This window comes from Vibrio sp. 10N.237.312.B06 (assembly GCF_041464685.1).
GTDB lineage: Bacteria > Pseudomonadota > Gammaproteobacteria > Enterobacterales > Vibrionaceae > Vibrio > Vibrio tasmaniensis_A.
Map to the genome: position 1 here is coordinate 1 of NZ_JBFSPI010000107.1, position 15,982 is coordinate 15,982.

14 protein-coding genes are annotated in these 15,982 nt (G+C 42.5%); 6 read left to right on the top strand and 8 right to left on the bottom strand.

Going from position 1 to position 15,982, the window contains the following annotated elements:
- The coding region (locus tag AB6C75_RS20765) for a flagellin (protein ID WP_372109030.1) at positions 1-260 on the top strand (260 nt) is incomplete at its 5' end.
- A gap of 740 nt (positions 261-1,000) precedes the next feature.
- On the opposite strand, the gene crr is transcribed toward AB6C75_RS20765, so the two are convergent.
- From crr to cysZ, 5 genes are all read right to left on the bottom strand, one after another.
- A complete protein-coding gene (gene crr / locus AB6C75_RS20770) occupies positions 1,001-1,510 on the bottom strand; it encodes a PTS glucose transporter subunit IIA (protein ID WP_009847364.1) in 510 nt (169 codons plus the stop codon).
- A 106-nt stretch (positions 1,511-1,616) separates the two neighbouring features.
- Positions 1,617-3,341, bottom strand: a complete 1,725-nt coding sequence (gene ptsI / locus AB6C75_RS20775) for a phosphoenolpyruvate-protein phosphotransferase PtsI (RefSeq protein ID WP_009847363.1) — start codon at positions 3,339-3,341, stop codon at positions 1,617-1,619.
- Positions 3,342-3,494: 153 nt separating this feature from the next.
- On the bottom strand, positions 3,495-3,752 hold the full coding sequence (locus AB6C75_RS20780; protein ID WP_004734263.1) for an HPr family phosphocarrier protein: 258 nt from the start codon (positions 3,750-3,752) through the stop codon (positions 3,495-3,497).
- Positions 3,753-4,055: 303 nt separating this feature from the next.
- On the bottom strand, positions 4,056-5,024 hold the full coding sequence (gene cysK / locus AB6C75_RS20785; RefSeq protein WP_012604562.1) for a cysteine synthase A: 969 nt from the start codon (positions 5,022-5,024) through the stop codon (positions 4,056-4,058).
- Between the two features lie 236 nt (positions 5,025-5,260).
- Entirely contained in the window at positions 5,261-6,019 is a 759-nt protein-coding gene (gene cysZ, locus AB6C75_RS20790) for a sulfate transporter CysZ (protein ID WP_012604561.1), read from the bottom strand.
- A 229-nt stretch (positions 6,020-6,248) separates the two neighbouring features.
- Here cysZ and zipA point away from each other — a divergent pair, with 229 nt between their 5' ends.
- The 5 genes from zipA (at position 6,249) to cueR (ending at position 13,049) form a co-directional block, all read left to right on the top strand.
- A complete protein-coding gene (gene zipA, locus AB6C75_RS20795; protein WP_372109033.1) occupies positions 6,249-7,385 on the top strand; it encodes a cell division protein ZipA in 1,137 nt (378 codons plus the stop codon).
- 92 nt (positions 7,386-7,477) lie between these two features.
- Positions 7,478-9,490, top strand: coding sequence for an NAD-dependent DNA ligase LigA (ligA, locus tag AB6C75_RS20800; protein WP_102250404.1), 2,013 nt, complete (start codon positions 7,478-7,480; stop codon positions 9,488-9,490).
- Positions 9,491-10,014: 524 nt separating this feature from the next.
- Positions 10,015-11,166 carry a porin gene (locus tag AB6C75_RS20805; RefSeq protein WP_102250403.1) on the top strand — a complete coding sequence of 384 codons (1,152 nt, stop codon included), beginning with the start codon at positions 10,015-10,017 and terminating at the stop codon, positions 11,164-11,166.
- 124 nt (positions 11,167-11,290) lie between these two features.
- On the top strand, positions 11,291-12,115 hold the full coding sequence (locus AB6C75_RS20810) for a DUF2057 domain-containing protein (RefSeq protein ID WP_372109036.1): 825 nt from the start codon (positions 11,291-11,293) through the stop codon (positions 12,113-12,115).
- A 538-nt stretch (positions 12,116-12,653) separates the two neighbouring features.
- On the top strand, positions 12,654-13,049 hold the full coding sequence (gene cueR, locus AB6C75_RS20815) for a Cu(I)-responsive transcriptional regulator (protein ID WP_009847356.1): 396 nt from the start codon (positions 12,654-12,656) through the stop codon (positions 13,047-13,049).
- A gap of 37 nt (positions 13,050-13,086) precedes the next feature.
- Here the strand turns inward: cueR and AB6C75_RS20820 are convergent, their stop codons facing one another.
- From AB6C75_RS20820 to AB6C75_RS20830, 3 genes are all read right to left on the bottom strand, one after another.
- Positions 13,087-13,542, bottom strand: a complete 456-nt coding sequence (locus AB6C75_RS20820) for an NfeD family protein (protein WP_372109038.1) — start codon at positions 13,540-13,542, stop codon at positions 13,087-13,089.
- A 3-nt stretch (positions 13,543-13,545) separates the two neighbouring features.
- Positions 13,546-14,475: an SPFH domain-containing protein gene (locus AB6C75_RS20825; RefSeq protein WP_009847354.1), complete on the bottom strand. Its 930-nt coding sequence runs from the start codon at positions 14,473-14,475 to the stop codon at positions 13,546-13,548.
- Positions 14,476-14,685: 210 nt separating this feature from the next.
- On the bottom strand, positions 14,686-15,540 hold the full coding sequence (locus AB6C75_RS20830) for a co-chaperone YbbN (protein WP_372109040.1): 855 nt from the start codon (positions 15,538-15,540) through the stop codon (positions 14,686-14,688).
- Positions 15,541-15,982 lie beyond the last annotated feature (442 nt).

Below are 15,982 nucleotides of genomic sequence, written 5' to 3' on the forward strand. Positions count from 1 at the left end.
CTGTTATCGATGCGGCACTTAAATATGTAGATAGCCACCGTTCTGAGCTTGGTGCATTCCAAAACCGTTTTGACCACGCAATTAACAACTTAGATAACATCAACGAGAACGTTAATGCATCTAAGAGTCGTATCAAAGATACCGATTTCGCGAAAGAAACGACTAATATGACTAAGTCTCAGATTCTTTCACAGGCTTCAAGTTCAATTCTTGCGCAAGCGAAACAAGCTCCAAACTCAGCACTTAGCCTACTAGGTTAATCGGTTGAAAGGCCACGTTGACTTTAAGCGTTGTTGATCACAAGCGTCAACGTTAGGCTTCCACAAATTAGCTCGTGGTGAGAGATGAGCGCTTAACAGACCCAGCTTCGGCTGGGTTTTTTATTGCCTGTTATTTAGCGAAGGTATATTTGGAAAAGTGGCGTAATGCTGAAAGGAGCAAAAGCGCGATTCCCTATCACGCTCGTCTCTCGCTGTAGAGAATGACGGGATCGGGAAATGATCTTCCATCATCTATTGCATTGAAGCAGCCTCTCGTCATTCCAGAACCGAGCAGAACGAGGTATCAGGAATCTGCTTTTGATGGAGACTTGATTCGGATTAGACATTAGGCTCTTGTTGTGGTCGAAAGATAATAAACGAGATAGCGCCAACTGCCTTTCACATAGGTGAATAACCAGGAATAAGCAATGTGGTCAACATTCGTCATCTCAAAATCGAGCTGAGCGAGATATCAGAGAGCTGTTGTCTGCTTGAAGTCATACCGCGTGATCTAACATGCAGGTTCAGCGCCTAGGATGGCGTTTAACTTGGTTTAATAACAAAGTAGGCCGGTTATTGGCAATTAAGGATTGGTATTGCTGTGGCTTATTGAGGGGCTGTCTACAATGAGGTGAAGAGCGGCAGTCAGAACCGTCGGTTAAGGAACTCGACAAATATAGCAGGCACAAAAAACGCCACCCTTAGGTAGCGTTTTAATTAAAGCAGATAAGTAATCGGGATTACTTAGTTACTTTAAGAACTGGAGTTTCGCCAACAGTTACAGAACCAGAAAGCTTGTTCAGCTCCTTGATTTCGTCCATGTTAGAGATAACAACTGGAGTAAGCGTAGATTTTGCTTTCTCTTCTAGAAGCGCAAGGTCGAAAGTGATGATAGTGTCACCAGCTTTAACAGATTGACCTTCTTCAGCTACACGAGTGAAGCCTTCGCCTTTAAGTTCAACAGTATCGATACCGAAGTGAACGAAAAGCTCAATACCGTCGTCAGACTCGATAGAGAATGCGTGGTTTGTTTCGAAGATTTTACCGATAGTACCGTTAACTGGAGCTACCATTTTATCGCCAGCTGGTTTGATAGCAATGCCATCACCAACGATTTTTTCAGCGAAAACTACATCTGGCACGTCTTCGATGTTTACGATTTCACCAGAAAGAGGTGCGATGATTTCGATTGCACCAGCATCAGCGCTGTCATCAGATACAAGCTTTTTCAGTTTGTCAAACAGACCCATTGTGTCATGCTCCTAACGTTTAGTTTTATTCTGTAGAATATACTATACCAATCTAACAAATTAGACGACTATTTTTAGCCGTCTAACTTCATTAAGCTCTTGGTGATTACTGAGTTTTCTCAGCGATGAACTTTTCTACACAAGCTTCAATTTCTGCAGCTGTAGGTAGAGATAGTGCTTCGTCAGCCATAGCTTTAACTTCAGCGAAGTTAGAGTTACGGATTACTTTCTTAACTTTAGGGATAGAGATACCGCTCATAGAGAACTCATCTAGACCCATACCAAGAAGAAGTAGAGTTGCACGCTCATCACCTGCTAGTTCGCCACACATACCTGTCCATTTACCTTCTTTGTGAGAAGCATCGATTACTTGCTTGATAACAAGAAGAACCGCTGGAGATAGTGGGTTGTATAGGTGAGAAATCATTTCGTTACCACGGTCTACCGCAAGTGTATATTGCGTTAGGTCGTTAGTACCGATAGAGAAGAAAGATACTTCTTTCGCTAGGTGGTGTGCGATTGCAGCGGCTGCTGGAGTCTCAACCATTACGCCGATTTCGATTTCTTCATCGAAAGCTAGGCCTTCAGCGCGAAGTTCAACTTTGTACTCTTCGATTGCTTTTTTCAGTTCACGGATCTCTTCAACAGAAATGATCATTGGGAACATGATGCGTAGTTTACCGTGTGCAGATGCACGTAGGATACCACGTAGTTGGTCACGTAGAATTTCACGACGATCCAAGCTGATACGTACTGCACGCCAGCCTAGGAAAGGGTTCATCTCTTGTGGAAGGTCCATGTATGGTAGGTCTTTATCGCCACCGATATCCATAGTACGGATAATCACTGACTCGCCTTCCATTGCTTCCGCTACTTCTTTGTAAGCAACGTATTGCTCTTCTTCAGTAGGAAGTGCAGTACGGTCCATGAATAGGAATTCAGTACGGTACAGACCAACGCCTTCACCGCCGTTACGCAGAATACCGTCACAGTCTTTTACTGTACCGATGTTGCCACAAACTTCTACACGGTGACCGTCTAGAGTTTCAGCATGTAAATCTTTTAGTTTTGCTAGTTCAACTGCTTCTGCTTCAAAATCAGATTTGATTTTCTTAGCTTCTGCTAATTCAGCGTCAGAAGGGTTGATGATGATCTTGTTGTTCATCGCGTCTAGCACAAGCATGTCGCCGTTTTTAACTTGCTTAGTAATATCGTTAGTACCAACGATAGCTGGAAGCTCAAGTGAACGTGCCATGATTGAAGTATGAGATGTACGACCGCCGATGTCACAAGCAAAACCAAGAACGTAGTCTAGGTTGATTTGTGCCGTTTCAGATGGCGTTAAATCGTAAGCAACTAGGATAACTTCTTCATTGATATCTGCTAGAGATACAATGTTGATGCCTAGTGCATTTTTAACGAAGCGAGTACCGATATCACGGATATCAGTCGCACGTTCTTTTAGGTACTCATCATCAAGCGACTCAAGTGCAACAGCTTGCTCTTCGATCACTGTGTAGATCGCGTTGTCTGCGTGCATTTTGTCTTTCTTGATGAGTGCTAAAATCTCTTCTTCTAGCTCTTCATCTTCAAGCAGCATGATGTGGCCTTCAAAGATTGCTTCTTTTTCTTCGCCAAAAGTTTCAAGTGCTTTTTGCTTTACAACTTCAAGTTGTTGAGAAGATTTGTTACGAGCGTCAAAAAAACGCTGAACTTCTGCTTCAACTTGATCGTCTGAGATAGATTGAGTGTTTAGGACAATTTCATCTTCTTGAAGTAGTAGTGCTTTACCGAAAGCAATACCAGGAGATGCTAGGATGCCTGAAATCATAGCCTTACCTTAGTTGTTCAACTGTAAACGGGAGAATGTGTGACTTTAAGTCGTCGACTAATGTCGCGCTTATTGCTATCTATTTCGAATTGCTATCTATTTCGAACAAAGCCACTTTGCTGTGCAAAATGGCTTTGAAAGAAGGAGACCGTATTAGTGTAGTTGATCCATAAGAGCAACTAGGTGGTCTACAGCTTGCTGAGCTTGAGGGCCTTCAGCTGAAATAGTAACGTTAGTACCTTTTACCAGGCCTAAAGTTTGTAGTTTGAACAGGCTTTTCGCGCTAGCGCTTTTGCCGTTAGAAGTCACTGTGATGTCAGCGTCGAAAGATTTTGCTTCTTTAACAAACTGTGCAGCTGGACGAGTGTGAAGACCGTTTTCTGCTGTGATTTCTACTTGCTTCTCGTACATTTTATATACCCCAATTAATTTATTTTTTGTAAGTTTGTAACCAGATTTAGCTTAACTGCTTTAGCTCAAATGCGCTAGAGGCTAGTACGCCATGTTCGTGTTAGAACTTAGACTGGTTATAAATTTTTATCCAGCCATGGTCGTCTTTTGTTGAGTACTCATGACTTTCAGAATTTGTTTATTGCTTCTTTTATTTTGAAGCGAAAAATAAAACAGACCCGATATTACCAAAGGTGAGGCAGGGATCAACAAAAAAGCCCCTAAATGGGGCTTTTTTGGACGAAAAATTGATTTGACCACATATTATTGTTGGTTCTCTTTTTCCGTAAAGATACCAGCAAATAGGGCCGTACTAAGGTAACGCTCGCCCGAGCTTGGTAGTACAGTAACGATAGTTTTTCCTGCAAATTCAGGTAGTTCCGAAATTCTGTTTGCTGCTACTACTGCTGCACCAGATGAGATGCCCGCTAGGATACCTTCTTCTTTCATTAGGCGTTGAGCCATCTCAATTGCTTCTTCAGAAGTTACTGACTCTACACGGTCAATAATGTCTAAATCTAGGTTGCCAGGAATGAAACCTGCGCCAATACCTTGGATTTTGTGTGGTGCTGGTTTGATTTCTTCACCTGCAAGTGCCTGCGCAATCACTGGAGATTCTGCTGGTTCAACGGCTACAGAAGTGATGGCTTTGCCTTTTTCACCTTTAATGTAACGACTTGTTCCAGTGATAGTGCCACCTGTACCTACACCGGCTACAAACACGTCGATCTCACCATCTGTTGCTTCCCAAATTTCCGGGCCAGTTGTCTGCTCGTGAATTTGTGGGTTCGCTGGGTTGTTGAATTGTTGCAGTAGTAGATACTTGTCTGGGTCTGAAGCAACAATCTCTTCAGCTTTAGCAATCGCGCCGTTCATACCTTTTGGTGCTTCAGTTAGCACTAGGTTTGCGCCAAGAGCTTTAAGCAGCTTACGACGTTCTAGGCTCATTGATTCAGGCATTGTTAGTGTTAGCTTGTAACCGCGCGCTGCAGCAACAAATGCAAGAGCAACACCTGTATTACCACTGGTAGGCTCAACAAGCTCGATACCTGGCTTAAGCGTACCTGCTTTTTCTGCTTCCCAGATCATGTTTGAACCGATACGACACTTAACGCTGAAGCTTGGGTTACGAGCTTCGATCTTAGCTAGGACGTTACCTTTGCTTACTTTGTTTAGGCGGACTAGAGGTGTGTTACCAATCGTTAGGGTGTTGTCTTCGTAGATCTTGCTCATGCGATATTCCTTCATTTAATGACAGAACTAAACGTAGTATATCTACCAATTTACCGTCTAGTGTCTTTCGATGTTTGTTTAGCTTGAATTTAGATTAAACAAGTTGAAAAAAAGGTAAAAGGATTAAAAAGTTATATCATATAGAGATGTCGCAGGATTCACGCCTATCTTTATTGAAATCAGAACTTCAAAAAGATAGGCGTTGTTAGAGCAGGCTGTAGAACTATAGGCGATAGCTATAGACGAGAGCGTAGGGCTTGGTCTTTAAACTCTGCAACCCACATTGCAGTAGCGCCGCAGACGGCAACTGGCATCACAATCAGGTTTAAAACTGGAATGGTAGTAAACACGGAAACAAGTGCGCCGAAGCTGTAGCTCTTACCTTGCTTTTGTTTCAAATTATTTCTCATGTCATCGAACTTGATTTTATGGTTGTCGAATGGGTAGTCAGCGTACTGAATAGCTAACATCCATGCAGTGAAAATGAACCATAAAAACGGTGCAACAGTTTGTCCTAGCGCTGGAATTAACAAAAGTAGGAACAAACCGATCGCTTTTGGCAGGATATAGACAAGCTTGCGCCATTCTCTTGCTAAAATACGAGGGGTGTCTTTAAGCACATCCAGTAAACCATCATCATTGACTTTTTTACCACTCAGCAGTTCTTCGACTTTTTCCGCGAGTAATCCGTTGAAAGGTGCGGCAATAAAGTTAGCGAGTGTACTGAAGAAATACGAAAACGTGGCCAAAACGGTTAACACAAGTAGTGGCCATAGGATATATGACAACCACGACAAGAAACTTGGCAATGCACCAATCCAGCCTTCAATCCAAGTGTTTAAGTTGGAGAAAATATAAAATAAAGCACCGCCCACAAGTAACACGTTAGCGATAAGAGGAAGCAGTACAAACTTACGGATACTCGGCGATAAGGCAATTTTTATTCCGAAAATAAAATAGCCAAAGCCAGAGCGAGGAACAGATTCAATAGTCATATTTAAATTGGGTCACATGTGAATTTGGTTAAATAGCAAACATCTCTAGTGTACTCGACCGAAATTAAGAAAAAAAGCGTGGTGAAAATCACACCAAGTAATGAACTAATTGTATTAAGTGGTTCTAAAACAGTGGCTACTTTTGATAGAGTAGTGAGATTAGCCAAATTAACCTAACTTAGTGACAGCGTGTTTATAGCTAGTTGACTAAGAAAGCTGAGAGCGAAAAATGCAGGAATTGCGATTTGTACTCATTATTGTTGGCGCATTAGCTATCGCCGCATTATTGTTCCATGGTCTATGGACGAGTAAGAAAGAAGGGAAAGCAAAGTTTGGAGATAAGCCGCTTGGTAAGCTTGATAACGACAGCTTAGATGAAGCTGAAACGATCCCAAACCGTTCATTCGCTCCTGAGGATGATTTTGAGATAATCCGAAAAGAGCGTAAAGAACCGGATTTTGCTGTCTCACCGTCTGCAACTGATCCGCTGATTGACTCAGATCCATTGTCAGCGCCACAGCAAAAAGAAGCTCACGAAGACGAAATAGAATTGAATGATCTTCCTTCTTTCAGTGTTGAAGACCCGATCGAAGTTAAAGGTGAGCTTGAACAGGTTGAGGAAGAGAAGGTTGTTGAACCTGAAGTTCCTAACTTTGAATTGACTGACGAGCAAAAACAAAATCACGCAGGCTTTAAAGAGCAGTACGGTTCGTTTGAAGAAGCCTCTGATGTGGTCGCTGATCCACTGCTTTCTAGCGAAGGCTTAACGCCAAGCGAACCATTTATTGGGAAAGAAGTGGTTGCTGCACAAAGTGTTACTTCGGTTGAAGAAACTAAGTTAGATAAAGATGCTAACTTAGCAGAAGAAGCTCAGTTGGGTGACGAAGTTAATTTAGCTGACGAAAGTAAGTTAGATGAAAAAGTTCATTCAGATGAAGATCTTGGCCTTGAAGTCATTGTTCTTAATGTTCACTGCGCCGGGGAGACCCCATTTGTGGGTACTGAGCTTTTCCGTAGCATGGAGAACAACGGCCTAGCTTATGGTGAAATGTCGATCTACCACTGCTTTGCACAAGCGAGCGATGAGCCAAAAGTTATTTTCAGCGTAGCAAATATGATGCAGCCAGGAACACTAGAGCATGACGATCCTGCTGACTTTACCACCAAAGGTATTTCGTTCTTTATGACGCTGCCTTGTTATGGTCAAGCTGATCAAAACTTCAATGTGATGCTGAGTGCTGCACAGAAAATTGCCGACGATATGGGCGGAAACGTATTGGATGAGTCACGTAACTTAATGACGCCAAACCGTTTGTCTGATTACCGTAAGCAAATCCGAGACTTTATGACGGCAGCTAACGCCTAGCCGTATTGTTTAGCCTTGTAAATAATCTATATTTATAGAAAAGGGCTCCTAAGGGAGCCCTTTTTGATATTTCAATCACGACAGAGAATGATATGAAAGAATCGATTCAAGTTACCTTAGAGCAGTTAAGAGAAACTCTGCACTATCATGCCGTTCGTTATTACGTAGAAGATAGCCCTGAGATCCCTGATGTCGAGTACGATCGATTGATGCAACAACTGCTAAAGATCGAAGAAGAGAACCCAGAACTTGTGACGGTAGATTCGCCGAGTCAGCGTGTCGGCGGTCAGCCTCTAGACGGCTTCACTCAAGTGACCCATGAGATCCCGATGCTTTCTTTAGATAATGCTTTCTCTGATGACGATTTAGATGCGTTCAATAAGCGCATGTCTGATCGAGCGCCAACTGCGAACCTAAAGACCTTCTGTTGTGAACCTAAGCTTGATGGTTTAGCGGTGAGCCTACTCTATGTAAAAGGCACCTTAGTACAGGCAGCGACGCGTGGTGATGGTGCGACTGGCGAAAATATTACCGAAAACGTGCGTACGATCAGCTCGATTCCGCTTAAGTTACAAGGTGAAGGTTGGCCGGAACGTATTGAAGTACGTGGCGAAGTGTTTATGCCAAAAGCGGGCTTCGACAAATTGAATGAGATGGCATTGAAGAAGGGCGAGAAGGTCTTTGTGAATCCACGTAATGCCGCCGCAGGTAGCTTACGTCAGCTTGATTCTCGTATTACAGCAAAACGCCCCTTGGCTTTCTACGCATACAGTGTCGGTGTTGTACAAGGCGCTGAGCTTTCAAATAGCCACTATCAACGATTCCTGCAGCTGAAAGCTTGGGGCTTGCCTATGTGCCCAGAGACAAAGCAGCTAAGTTCTCTTGAAGATGTAAAAGCCTATTACCAAGATATCATGACTCGTCGTGACACCTTGGCTTATGAAATTGATGGGGTGGTGATTAAGGTTGATGACATTGCCGCACAAGAAACTCTAGGTTTTGTTGCACGCGCACCTCGCTGGGCGATTGCTTATAAGTTCCCAGCTCAAGAAGAAATTACTCTGCTCAATGATGTTGAGTTTCAGGTCGGTCGTACAGGCGCTATTACGCCGGTTGCTAAGCTTGAACCTATTTTTGTTGGCGGCGTGACGGTGAGTAATGCAACGCTGCACAATGCTGATGAGATCGCTCGTTTAGGTGTGAAGGTCGGAGATAGCGTGATTATCCGCCGTGCTGGTGACGTCATTCCACAAATTGTAGCTGTTGTACAAGATCGTCGTCCTGAGACGGCTAAAGACATTGTGTTCCCGGACGCCTGCCCTGTATGTAATTCTGCAGTGGAGCGCGTAGAGGGCGAAGCTGTAGCGCGTTGTACTGGCGGTTTAGTGTGTCAGGCGCAGCGTAAAGAGGCACTTAAGCACTTTGTGTCTAGAAAGGCGCTGGATGTCGATGGCCTTGGCGTAAAGGTGATAGAACAGCTTGTGGATCGCGAAATGGTCGAAACGCCAGCGGACCTGTTTAAGTTGAGCGCGGGCGTGATTACGGTTCTTGATCGTATGGGACCTAAATCGGCACAGAATGTAGTGAGTGCGCTTAACAAAGCGAAAGACACGACATTGGCACGCTTCCTTTATTCTTTAGGAATTCGAGAAGTCGGTGAAGCGACGGCTATGAACTTAGCTCAGCACTTTAAAACGCTAGAGTTGGTTCAAGCTGCAACTCATGAGCAGTTGGTTGAAGTGTCAGATATTGGTGACATCGTAGCAAGTCACCTCACGAGCTTCTTCTCACAAGAGAAAAACAGAGCAGTAGTCGACCAACTTATCGAGCTTGGAGTTAACTGGCCTGCAATTGAAGCTGTTGCGGATGATCAAGAGCTACCGTTAGAAGGCAAAGTAGTTGTGTTGACTGGCTCACTTTCTAAATTAGGTCGCAGCGAAGCGAAAGCTGCTTTGCAAGCTTTAGGTGCAAAAGTAACCGGTAGCGTGTCTAAGAAAACGGATATCTTATTTGCTGGTGAAGCCGCTGGTTCTAAACTGACTAAAGCACAAGATTTAGGTATCGAAATAAGAACAGAAGAAGATCTAATAGCCCTTATTTCGTAAGTAAATACAGATAAAAAAAGCTCAAAGGCACTCCTTTCAAGGGAGTGCCTTTTTCGTTTCTGATATAAAAGTAATCACTTTTTAATTGTTGAGAAATTTGTTCCTATACGAACTATGAAATCAGGACAGTGATGACGCTCAACATTAATGAAATGTTGTTATAGTTGTTTACTAAATGCGAGTGATATCAATTTTTAAGAGGCTGCTTTGTTAGTAAGTTTTTGTTTTTTAATGTTTTTACTCTTTGGTCCCTCGGTTTTTTCAATTAGTAGATCTGGATCACTAAGTACATGATAAATTTGCACCAACTCATATTTTTTTAGATGAAAATTAAGTTCTCATTGATCTTTTTTGGGGTGAAGTTAGTCTTATTGGCATGGATGCACATTGTGTATAACCAGAAAGGAAATCGAGAATTCGGTGTTTCAGGATTCTCAAACAAGAAAAGGTATTTCTCTCTACGGCGGCCAACTTTAGGCGGGAAATATTCAAACAGCTATATCCATTTTTAGGAGTTTTATTCCATGGAAAACAAAATTTTCAAACGTACTTTACTTGGTGCTGCAGTTGCGATGATTTCAAGTGGTGCATTCGCATCTGAATCTTCTCAAGTTGGTGTTATCTCAGATTTTAACGTTCAGGCTTACGGTGTAGCAGCAATCTCTGTTGTTAACTACGATTCAGAAAAAACTAAAAACGGCGTAAAAACTGATACAGGTACGGGATACGATTACGAGAATGAATCTCGTATTGGTTTCCGTGCAAGTAAAGACATGTTCGATAACGTGAACGTATTCATGCAAATTGAATCTGGCTACGTTGGTGAAAACGGTGACGGTGCAACACTAGGTAACCGTGATACGTTCCTAGGCCTGCAAGGTGACTGGGGTAAAGTACGTTTTGGTCGTATGCTAACGCCAATGTATGAAGTAATTGACTGGCCTTATGCTAACCCAGGTTTGGGCGCAGTATGGGACTGGGGCGGTGATGTTAAATATAACCGTGACCGTCATGGTGATATGGCTCGATACGACTCTGCTGACTTGAATGGTTTTACATTCAACCTAGCAACAGGTCGTGGTGACTCTAGTGTTAAAGATAACTACTTCTACGGCGCGGCGGCTCACTACCGTTTAGCTGATACGGTTACTTTCCACGCTGCAGTTGAATCTGAATCAGATCGTGAAACAAAAGCCGCAGGCGCTTCAGCTTGGGGTATTTGTGAGACAGCTGCTGGCTGTAAAGACAAAGGCGGTAATACTGTAGCCGTTGGTAGTAACTTCCAGTCTGCTGCAACTGCTCAAGAGCTTGCTGATACATTCGGTTACTTGATTGGTTTTGAGGCATCACTTCCTGCAGGTTTCGGTATTTCTGCAGCCTACAAAGCGGGTGAGTCAGATGTTCAAGGCGGTGCTAAGTCTGAACAGGCTTCATACTCTGTAATTGGTCAATACTGGAACGGCCCTTGGGGCTTCAAGCTAGGTTACGCGGCTAACCTAGAGTCTGAAACTGACGGTGTTAAAAACGCTGATGAAGATAGCGTAATCTCAGGTCAGCTAATGTACGTTCATAACGGTTTTGTTCCTTACATCCGTCTAGCTCAACGCGATATCAAATCTGATGGCGCACAAACAGATACGTTCGTTACACGTATTGGTTTAGAGTACGGCTTCTAATCGAACCCATGCTTTAAGTAAAGAGATGCGCTGACTTGTTAGTCGGCGCATATTCATTTCTGGCCCAGCCTAAGAAAGAAAAGGCATCGAATAATATTATGGGGAAACCCTCGAGGTTGTTAATATGAAAAAAATAGTTTTAGCATCGATTCCTTTATTCTTAATTGGATGTACAACATTAGATTCTAATAGTGATTTTACAGATTCCGTTAAAAGAATAGAGAGTAAGCAAAATTACCAAATCGTCGTTGGTGAGTCGTTGTCTCCTGATGTGCTTGAAGTTAGACAAGGTCAGCTAGTTAACTCGTCTTTAGAGCTAAATTACGTTACCCCAAACAGTACTGTAACGGTACCTGATTCATACATAACGATGGAGCTTCAGTACTTTAAAAATTACAACGAGTATCGCTCTGTCTTAGTTCAAGGTTCTGAAGGTAAAGTGCCATTAAAACCTTATGCGGCTTCAGCTGAAACATGCAGCGATATATGTACTCAAACACAGTATGTGAAATTTCCTGTATCTAATGAAATCTTCAACGAAGCACCTTTTAAAGATCTAATTTTTGATGTCCAGGTTTCAAATGCGAACAGCATTTCGTTTTCTATTCCTGCTGGCTACATCGAAGCAATCGTAAATACGGGTGATAAAAACGCAACAGCTAAACCAGTGATGGTAGCAGCACCTGTAGTCGCAGCCGCACCTGTAGTTGCAGTTCCCGCGCTTCAACAAGAGCCGGTAAGCCAAGCTCAAGAGATGTCAAAATATTGGTTTGAACAAATTCCAACAGAACAAAGAGACTCTGTTATTAACTGGTCTGTAGCAAATCGAAATGGTGTTGTTGATTCTTTAGGTGATAATGTCAAAGAGATTGAAATGTTCGAATATTGGTTTAACAAAGCTTCCAAAGAAGAACGTAAAACGATAATCAAACAATTAATCGAGTTTTAAAGGAAAGGAGCCTAGGCTCCTTTTTTGTTAGTGTAGAACCTTACCATTACTATGCTTGCATATAACGATAGGCATATATTCTACAACACTACTTCCTAAGTCACATTTTATGATCGGTCCAGATGCAGTGCTTCCTACATTTTGGGCGGATACAGAGAAGCTTAAAACTAAGCTAAAAATTAATGCTAGATAACATTTCATAATGACACCTCACTAAAAATCTCTTCAAACAAGAGATATTCATTAGTATGTGAGGTATTTCTCAAAAATCAAAAAAATCAAAAAATTTCCTATGAAAAATAACCAATGCCTATTTTGCTATTTCAATCAGTAACTTGTTGATAGTTGGTGTTTGGGTTTGTTGGAAAATCTAAGCTACTCTCATCATTTGATGTAAAATAGCCATAAACAGCAGACTTTATTTTCGAACATTATATTGCTTCAATGTTTTTGTTTCGGTAGTTAGCATTCCTAGATGTTTGAATAATAGTCTTAGGTTTCTAAATAGTTTTTAAGCGATATTTACTTGAGTAATATTATGAACATAAGCGAAGTTGCAAGCCTCACGCAGTTATCACCTAAGTCTATTCGTTTGTATGAAGACAAAGGGGTGATATCTGCCCCGTTACGTTCTGAAAATGGTTATCGGTCTTATGGTGAGAAACAGATCAAGGAGCTCGGAATCGTAGCGAAAGCGAGAAGCGCTGGTTTTTCGCTTGATGAGTGTCGTGCGCTTGTTGAATTAGCCGACAACCCATGTCGCGAAAGTGCCGATGTTAAAGCGAAAGCGCTAAGTAAATTGGAAGAAGTGAATAAAAAAATTGAAGACTTATTGATCATTCAGAAGACATTGAAGGAGTGGGTTGAACAATGCCCTGGTGACTCAAATAGCCATTGCCCAATTATCGATTCACTTGTAGAGAAAAAGCCATAAGTTGGTTACTTATGGCTTTGAAGGAGGGTTTTCTTGATTATTGTTTAGTAGGGCTTATCGTGAGAACAATGCCATCGACAGCAGTAATCACGACTTCCTCTCCCGCATCAATATCATGTGTACTCATCGCAGACCATGAGCTATCCCCTAGCTTTATCCTGCAGTTACCTTTTTGTACCGGCTCTAAGAGGCGAGTCTTTCTTCCAATCAGTTGCTTCTCTCGCTGATTAAGGTCTCGAGTAGAGTCAGATTGCTTGTCACTAGATAGCTGTCTTCTCCACCACAGCCAAGTGGTGATAAGCGAGAAGCTCGCAAAGGATAGCCATTGCATCTGCCAACCGATTGGTAGTGCGCCTAATAGGACCCCGACCAGCATGGCAGATATGCCTATCCATAAAAAGTAACCAGCGGTTCCAATTAGCTCAAGCGCTAACAATGCTAGACCGAACGCTAACCAATGCCAGTAGTTTACTTGTTCGAGTAATTCGACCATAAGTTAGTCCTTACTACCCTTGTCATTCTTATGTGCAAACATCTCTGCAATACCCGCAACAGAACCCATTAGTCCAGTCGCTTCGAGCGGTAGCATGATGATCTTACCGTTTTCTGCTTGGCCAATAGACTTCAGTGCGTCAGTGTAACCTTGTGCAATAAAGTAATTGACTGCTTGCATGTCACCTTGAGCAATCGCCGTTGATACCATTTCTGTCGCTTTAGCCTCAGCTTCGGCAGCCCGTTCACGAGCTTCAGCTTGAAGTATCGCGGCTTGCTTTTGGCCTTCTGCTTTTAAGATTTCTGATTGCTTGTGACCTTCTGCTTTCAATATCTCAGCTTGTCGTACACCCTCTGCCTCTAGGATATCTGCACGTTTGTTACGCTCGGCTTTCATCTGAGCATTCATCGCAGCGGTAAGGTCTGCTGGTGGCTGTACGTCTTTGATTTCGATACGTGTAACTTTGACACCCCAAGGGTTTGTCGCTTCATCAACGATATTCAATAATTTGGTGTTAATCATGTCTCGCTGGCTGAGCATTTCATCCAGTTCCATCGAGCCCAGTACAGTACGGATATTGGTGAGAGTTAAATTACGAATCGCGTGCTCAAGATCATTCACCTCATAAGCCGCTTTAGGCGCGTCGATCACTTGAACGAAACACACCGCATCAATAACCACATTTGCATTATCTTTGGAGATGACTTCTTGTGCCGGGATGTCGAGAACACGTTCCATCATACTGATGCGTTGTCCGATTTTATCGATAAATGGAATGATCAGGTTCAGACCTGGTTGGAGGGTTTGTGTATAACGGCCGAAGCGTTCTACGGTCCAGTTATTGCCTTGCGGAACCGTTTTTACTCCGGCGAAAATAAACAATATTGCGACGGCAGTAAAGACGCCGATAGTAATCAATGTATCAATAGCCATACGAAATCCTTTGCAAGTTTAAGTTTTTGATAGTTCAGTATTGATACTGGCTCATATTTAAATTCTGAGCAAATTTATAAATGAGAAATGGGCCATAAAATATTGATTTTATGGCCCATTTTACATTCTATTATTCGATAAACTAATTGATTGAATTGTCAATTTTCGATGAGATATACGATGCTTATCTTTAGTACTTTTAGGGTTTAGTTAGTAGAGCAGAGAGTACAGCTGTCGGCGGTACTTACTGGCAACTGGGTTACCTTGTCCAAGCGCACTTAAGATATCCATGAACTCTTTTTTCATATCGCCATTGCAAGCATTTAGATCTTTTGCAAGGAAAGACCACAACAGTTCCATCGCTTCTTCGTTGCGATTCACTTGGTGATATTGCAATGCTAATTCAGATGCTGTCTTTGCGTCATATGGGTCTTGCTGAAGAGCGGTTTCTAATGCTTGTATTTCAGGGCTGTCTGCTGCTTGCTTGTGAAGCTCAAGCTTTGCGACTAAGCCTTTATAGTAATTATCTTGGTACTCTAGAGGAATGGTGGCTAGCTGAATTTCAGCTAGATCAAACTGTTGCGTTTCTAGTAAACATTCTGCGATTGCCAGTTTTACCTCGCCTTTGCTCGTCAGATCTATTGGCAATTGTTGCATTGCTGCGAGCGCTTGTGCGTGCTCGCCTGCTTGCATTTGCTCGAGAGCCTGACGCAGTGCGAGCTCGTCTTGGCTAGGAAGGTGTTTTCCTAACATTTCAACAATCGCTTCTATGCTTTGTGGGCCACCCAAACCATCAACAGGCTGACCGTTAACAAACAGTGCAATAGTAGGGAGTGCTTGTACGCCAAATTGGCTAGCAATTGCCTGCTCTTGTTCACAATTCAACAGAGCTAAAGTAAAAGCGCCGTTGTATTGCTGAGTTAATGTTTGCAGTTCAGGGATCACCTGAGCACTTTCTTGGCTCATTGGTGCCCAAAAGTGGATGAGTACAGGCGTCTGCATTGAGGTTTCTAATACTTGACGAAAGTTCTGCTCATTAAGTTCAACAATATGCGAAGATTGCATTTACGTTCCTTGAGGTGTGTTTTGTGGGTACGTTGCAAATATGGGGGGAGATGCTGGTAACTTCAAGATCTAACTTGGTTATCTCAAATAAAAAGAGCCAAAATAGAAAAACGCTATGCTTCTATGTTGATAGAGTGGTTATCTCAACAGGGAAGGCATAGCGTTATCATTAAGGTGGTCAGTGAGGCATAGCGTAAGATACTCAAAACAGAATAAACAACGTAATCGCCAGACTCACACCGACCCAATTAAGGCGGTTTAAAGTCATGAAATATCCAGATTAGGTTCATCAATTGGGAATAATTGATGAGATAGGACAATCATGACATCTTATTGTTACGGAAAAATTACATCGTTACATTAAAGTTTGCGACTGTTGATGCAAAGTTAGGGCGTGTTGATCTTTCGTGAGTGTTTTTTGAACAGCATGGTAAAGAGTTAT

Excerpts from the sequence above, each read along its gene's own strand:
- crr (WP_009847364.1), bottom strand. The coding sequence starts at position 1,510 with ATGGGTCTGTTTGACAAACTGAAAAAGCTTGTATCTGATGACAGCGCT.
- ptsI (WP_009847363.1), bottom strand. The coding sequence starts at position 3,341 with ATGATTTCAGGCATCCTAGCATCTCCTGGTATTGCTTTCGGTAAAGCA.
- AB6C75_RS20780 (WP_004734263.1), bottom strand. The coding sequence starts at position 3,752 with ATGTACGAGAAGCAAGTAGAAATCACAGCAGAAAACGGTCTTCACACT.
- cysK (WP_012604562.1), bottom strand. The coding sequence starts at position 5,024 with ATGAGCAAGATCTACGAAGACAACACCCTAACGATTGGTAACACACCT.
- cysZ (WP_012604561.1), bottom strand. The coding sequence starts at position 6,019 with ATGACTATTGAATCTGTTCCTCGCTCTGGCTTTGGCTATTTTATTTTC.
- zipA (WP_372109033.1), top strand. The coding sequence starts at position 6,249 with ATGCAGGAATTGCGATTTGTACTCATTATTGTTGGCGCATTAGCTATC.
- ligA (WP_102250404.1), top strand. The coding sequence starts at position 7,478 with ATGAAAGAATCGATTCAAGTTACCTTAGAGCAGTTAAGAGAAACTCTG.
- AB6C75_RS20805 (WP_102250403.1), top strand. The coding sequence starts at position 10,015 with ATGGAAAACAAAATTTTCAAACGTACTTTACTTGGTGCTGCAGTTGCG.
- AB6C75_RS20810 (WP_372109036.1), top strand. The coding sequence starts at position 11,291 with ATGAAAAAAATAGTTTTAGCATCGATTCCTTTATTCTTAATTGGATGT.
- cueR (WP_009847356.1), top strand. The coding sequence starts at position 12,654 with ATGAACATAAGCGAAGTTGCAAGCCTCACGCAGTTATCACCTAAGTCT.
- AB6C75_RS20820 (WP_372109038.1), bottom strand. The coding sequence starts at position 13,542 with ATGGTCGAATTACTCGAACAAGTAAACTACTGGCATTGGTTAGCGTTC.
- AB6C75_RS20825 (WP_009847354.1), bottom strand. The coding sequence starts at position 14,475 with ATGGCTATTGATACATTGATTACTATCGGCGTCTTTACTGCCGTCGCA.
- AB6C75_RS20830 (WP_372109040.1), bottom strand. The coding sequence starts at position 15,540 with ATGCAATCTTCGCATATTGTTGAACTTAATGAGCAGAACTTTCGTCAA.